Source organism: Massilia sp. CT11-108, assembly GCF_047302915.1.
GTDB lineage: Bacteria > Pseudomonadota > Gammaproteobacteria > Burkholderiales > Burkholderiaceae_D > Telluria > Telluria orientalis.
The window spans coordinates 1-4,046 of sequence record NZ_JBKYMO010000491.1 but is presented as its reverse complement, the minus strand read 5'-3'; the positions used below and the strand labels follow the sequence as shown (position 1 = coordinate 4,046).

5 protein-coding genes and 2 pseudogenes are annotated in these 4,046 nt (G+C 68.9%); 3 read left to right on the top strand and 4 right to left on the bottom strand.

The window, feature by feature from the left end:
• Window positions 1–52: 52 nt before the first annotated feature.
• A complete protein-coding gene (locus ACEN88_RS26020) occupies window positions 53–619 on the bottom strand; it encodes a DMT family transporter (RefSeq protein ID WP_413344327.1) in 567 nt (188 codons plus the stop codon).
• Complete coding sequence (locus ACEN88_RS26015) at window positions 616–789, bottom strand: hypothetical protein (RefSeq protein WP_413344325.1); 174 nt, start codon at window positions 787–789, stop codon at window positions 616–618. Before ACEN88_RS26015 ends, ACEN88_RS26020 begins: the two co-directional genes overlap by 4 nt.
• Before the next feature lie 96 nt (window positions 790–885).
• Between ACEN88_RS26015 and ACEN88_RS26010 the strand changes: the two genes are divergently transcribed.
• From ACEN88_RS26010 to aroQ, 3 genes and pseudogenes are all read left to right on the top strand, one after another.
• Complete coding sequence (locus ACEN88_RS26010) at window positions 886–1,743, top strand: LysR family transcriptional regulator (RefSeq protein WP_413344323.1); 858 nt, start codon at window positions 886–888, stop codon at window positions 1,741–1,743.
• Window positions 1,744–1,801: 58 nt separating this feature from the next.
• A pseudogene (locus ACEN88_RS26005) lies at window positions 1,802–2,578 on the top strand (transporter substrate-binding domain-containing protein); the annotation flags it as partial.
• Window positions 2,552–3,064 carry a gamma subclass chorismate mutase AroQ gene (aroQ, locus tag ACEN88_RS26000; RefSeq protein WP_413344328.1) on the top strand — a complete coding sequence of 171 codons (513 nt, stop codon included), beginning with the start codon at window positions 2,552–2,554 and terminating at the stop codon, window positions 3,062–3,064. The pseudogene ACEN88_RS26005 and the gene aroQ, both read left to right, overlap by 27 nt.
• Here the strand turns inward: aroQ and ACEN88_RS25995 are convergent.
• A complete protein-coding gene (locus tag ACEN88_RS25995) occupies window positions 3,042–3,650 on the bottom strand; it encodes a GyrI-like domain-containing protein (RefSeq protein ID WP_413344321.1) in 609 nt (202 codons plus the stop codon). The genes aroQ and ACEN88_RS25995 overlap by 23 nt on opposite strands.
• A gap of 4 nt (window positions 3,651–3,654) precedes the next feature.
• Window positions 3,655–4,046, bottom strand: a pseudogene (locus ACEN88_RS25990) (RNA polymerase subunit sigma-24); the annotation flags it as partial.

Genomic DNA, 4,046 nt, shown 5'->3' with positions numbered 1-4,046 from the left:
CACCCCCCCCCCCCCACCCCCCCTGCCGCGCGGTGGGGGGGGCTCGTTTTTTTTAAAAACACACCCCCCCGGGCGCCTGCGCCCCCGCGGTTACATTGCTGCTGGCCGGCCCGCACAGCGCGGCCGCCGCGACCCACGCCGGCTTGATCCGGCGGGGCGGGGCCCCTGCCGCGGGACGCTGGCCACGCACGATCAACAGGATGCCGGCGGCGACGCAAGCGGCGCCCAGCCACGTGAACGGTCCGGGCGCCCGTTGCGCGACGCCCAGCAGCCCGGCACCGTCCAGCAGCAGCGAGGTGAACGCTTGCCCCGCGATGAACAGCCCGATCGTGGTGACGGCGCCGATGCGCGGGATGAACACGATCCCCGCAACGACAAACAGGGCGCTGGCGAGGCCGCCCAGCAGCTGCCACCAGTGGGCTTGCCCCAGCCGGCCCAGCGCGGGCAGGGCGCCGCCGGCGGTGACGGCCAGGAACAGCAAGACGGTGGCGACGAACAGTTGCACAGTCGCGGCGGCGAACAGGCTCGCGACGGCCTTGCCCAGGCGCGCATTGGCGGCAGCCTGCAACGGCAGGCCGCAGCCTGCCAGGAAGGCGATAACGATATAAATCGTATTCATGTCAGGCTTTCCGCATCTTGCTCGCGGCCCGCGCGACCCGGATAGTCGCGCGGGGCGATGCCCGGCTCGTCGCAGGTGACGTGGTGGACCCGGTAATCGAGGCCGGGTTGTTCCAGCGCGATGATGAGTTTCCTGCCGTTCGGGGTAGCGGCGACATAAGCGGTATTCATGCTTCTCTCCTGTGATTGACAGGGAGAGCGTAGCTTGTGCAAAAATGGATGAACATTCTATTTGTTCAGACATTGCTTGTCTGTTTTTGCGCATCCATGGACTGGGACGACTATCAATACTTTCTGGCGGTGGCGGGCAGCGGGTCCGTCTCGGCCGCCGCGCGCCGGCTCGGCCAGAGCCACTCGACGGTGCTGCGCCGGCTGGACAAGCTGGAGACGGCGCTCGACGTCCGCCTGTTCGAGCGCTTCCAGACCGGCTACGTGCTGACGGCGAGCGGCGAGGAATTGCAGGTGCTGCTGACCCCGATCGGCGAGGGCATGCAGGACATCGAGCGGAAGCTGGCCGGCCAGGATGCGGCACTGCAGGGCACGATACGCGTCACGACGACCGATACCCTGATGGCCGTGCTGCTGCCGGCGCTGGCGGATTTTCGCGTGCGCTACCCCGGCATCCAGTTGCAGATCACGGTCAACAACAGCTTCCTGAATTTGTCGAAGCGCGATGCGGACGTCGCCATCCGGCCGTCGAACACGCCGCCGGACAACCTCGTCGGCCGCAAGGCCGGCACCCTGCGCACGGCGCCGTACGCGTCGGCGGCCTATCTGGCGCAGCGGCCGCGGGGAGACCACGAGTGGATCGCGCCCGACGACAGCCTCGCGCACCTGCGCCAGGCCCGCTGGCTGCGCGAGCACGTGCCGGCGGAGAAAATCGCCGCCAGCGTGGATTCGCTGCTGGGCATGGCGGCTGCCGTCGAGGCCGGCCTCGGCGCCGGCATGCTGTTATGCCTGCTTGCGGATGCGCGGCCGGGGCTCGTCCGGCTGGCCGATCCCGATCCGGCGCTGGACACGGACGTGTGGATCCTCACGCATCCCGACCTGAGGCGCGTGCAGCGGATCCGGCAGTTCACGGCGTTCGTCTTCGACGGGCTCGCGGCGGTGCTCGGCCCGGCTTGACAGGCATATTCTCTTGTCCTACGCTGCGCGGTCCGCCACGGACAGACAAAGGAACAGCATGCGCGCAGCAACGATTTTTAGAGCCGGGATGGCCGTCCTGCTGACAGCTGCACTGACGCCGGCGCAGGCCGGCCGGCTGGACGACATCGCCGCGCGCGGCGTGCTGCGCGTGGGCAGTACGGGCGACTACAAGCCCTTCAGCTACCAGCAGACCGGCGGCGGGTTCATCGGCATGGACGTGGAGCTGGCAGGCGAACTGGCGCGCTCGCTCGGCGTGCGGCTGGAACTGGTGCCGACCACCTGGCCGACGTTGATGGCCGACCTGGGGGCGGACAAGTTCGATCTCGCGCTGAGCGGCGTCTCGGTGACGGCCGAGCGCCAACGGCAGGCGCTGTTTTCGGTGCCGTATCTGCACGACGGCAAGACGCCGATCACACGCTGCGAGAACGTCGCCCGGTACCAGGCGCTGGCGCAGATCGACCGGCCGGAGGTGCGGCTGATCGTCAATCCGGGCGGCACCAACGAACGCTTCGCGCGCGCCCGCGCGCCGCACGCCCGGCTGATCGTGTACCCGGACAACGTGACCATCTTCGGCCAGATCGTCAGCGGTGCGGCCGACCTGATGATGACCGACGCCATCGAAACCCGTTTGCAGCAGCGCCTGCATCCGCAGCTGTGCGCGGTGCATCCGGAGGCGCCGTTCGACATGGCGGAGAAGGCCATCCTGCTGCCGCGTGATGCGGCGCTGAAGACGTACGTCGACCGCTGGCTGCAGCGACGTCTCGACGACGGCGACGTGCCGCGGCGCCTGGACCGCTGGCTGGCGTTCCCCTGGGGGCTGGAGCCGCTGCGCCAGGCCATCGACCAGCGCCTGCTGCTGGCGCAGGATGTGGCGCGGGCCAAGTGGAATGCGAAGGCGGCCATCGAAGACCTGCCGCGCGAGGAACAAGTCATCGCCGCGGCCGTGCGCCAGGGCGGCGTGCTGGGCCTGCCGGAAGCATGGATCCGCACCGTGTTCCGGGCGCAGATCGAAGCCTCCAAGACGGTGCAGCGCGCGCTGTACGAGCGCTGGCAAGCGGAGGGCGCCGGCCGCTTCGACGACGCGCCCGACCTCGGCAAGACCATCCGTCCCGAGCTGGACCGCCTCACGACCCAGCTGCTGCGCGCCATGGCCGACAACCAGGCCCTGTTGCACGACAGCGGCCGCAAGGCCGACGTCGCCGTCGCCATGCATGCGCTGCAGGCACGCGCCGTCAATCCGGCCGCGGCCGGGCAGGCACTGGCGCCGTTCCTGTCTGCTACGCCATCGGCTGGCGAATGACCGTCTTCCACCGGGCCGGATCGGCACGGCGGATGTCGCTCAGGTAGATTTCGTGGTGCTTGCCGGCGAGGCGGCCGCGCGCCTCGATGAAATCGTGCACCCGCTGGATCGTCGGCCCCTCTTCGGTGAACGGGCCGACATGCAGGATCTGGGCGCACGGGCCTTCCGTGAAACGTTCGATCCGCAGCGCGTCGACGGTGTCCAGTCCCTTTTTGCGCTTCACCTCCGCCATCGCGTCGCGCAACAGCGACTCGTCGACGAAGGCCGGCTGGTGGATCATCATCGTCCACTGCCACTTCGTCCGGTCGTTGGCGACGAACGACGCCATGTCGTCCGACCACCACAGGCCTTCCAGCGGCATCACCGCGTAGTCGATGGCCGCCGGTCCCTTCTTGACCATGAACTTGGCCGTATAGGACACGGAGAACAGCGCTTCCACGGCCCGCGCATAGTGCGGCGAGGTGTTCGGATCGCCCGTGCCGTCGATCATCAGGTAGCGGATTGCGGGGACGTCCACGTGCACAACGTCGCGCGCGGACGGCTGGTACAAATGCTTGAGGTCTTTCTTGAGGTCGATTTTGTTCACGGGTCTATCTCTCCAGTAGCGCACTCGACCGTGCACGCTCCAGCAGCAGCGCCTGCTCGCGCTCGTTCTGCGTGAGGCCGGCGGCCCGTTCGAACTCCGCCTTCGCTTCCGCATGCCGGCCCAGTTTCGCCAGCAGGTCGCCGCGCACGCTCGGCAGCAGATGGTAGTTGCGCAGCGCCGGCACGTCCAGCAGCGCGTCGGCGAGGGCCAGGCCCGCGTCGGGACCATAGGCCATGCCCAGTGCCACGGCGCGGTTCAGTTCCACGACGGGCGACGGCGTCAGTTGCGACAGCGCATCGTACAGCGCGGCGATGCGGGCCCAATCCGTCGCGTCGGGTGTGAGCGCGCGCGCGTGGCAGGCGGCGATGGCGGCCTGCAGCGCGTACGGGCCGAGGG

Excerpts from the sequence above, each read along its gene's own strand:
- ACEN88_RS26020 (WP_413344327.1), bottom strand. The coding sequence starts at position 619 with ATGAATACGATTTATATCGTTATCGCCTTCCTGGCAGGCTGCGGCCTG.
- ACEN88_RS26015 (WP_413344325.1), bottom strand. The coding sequence starts at position 789 with ATGAATACCGCTTATGTCGCCGCTACCCCGAACGGCAGGAAACTCATC.
- ACEN88_RS26010 (WP_413344323.1), top strand. The coding sequence starts at position 886 with ATGGACTGGGACGACTATCAATACTTTCTGGCGGTGGCGGGCAGCGGG.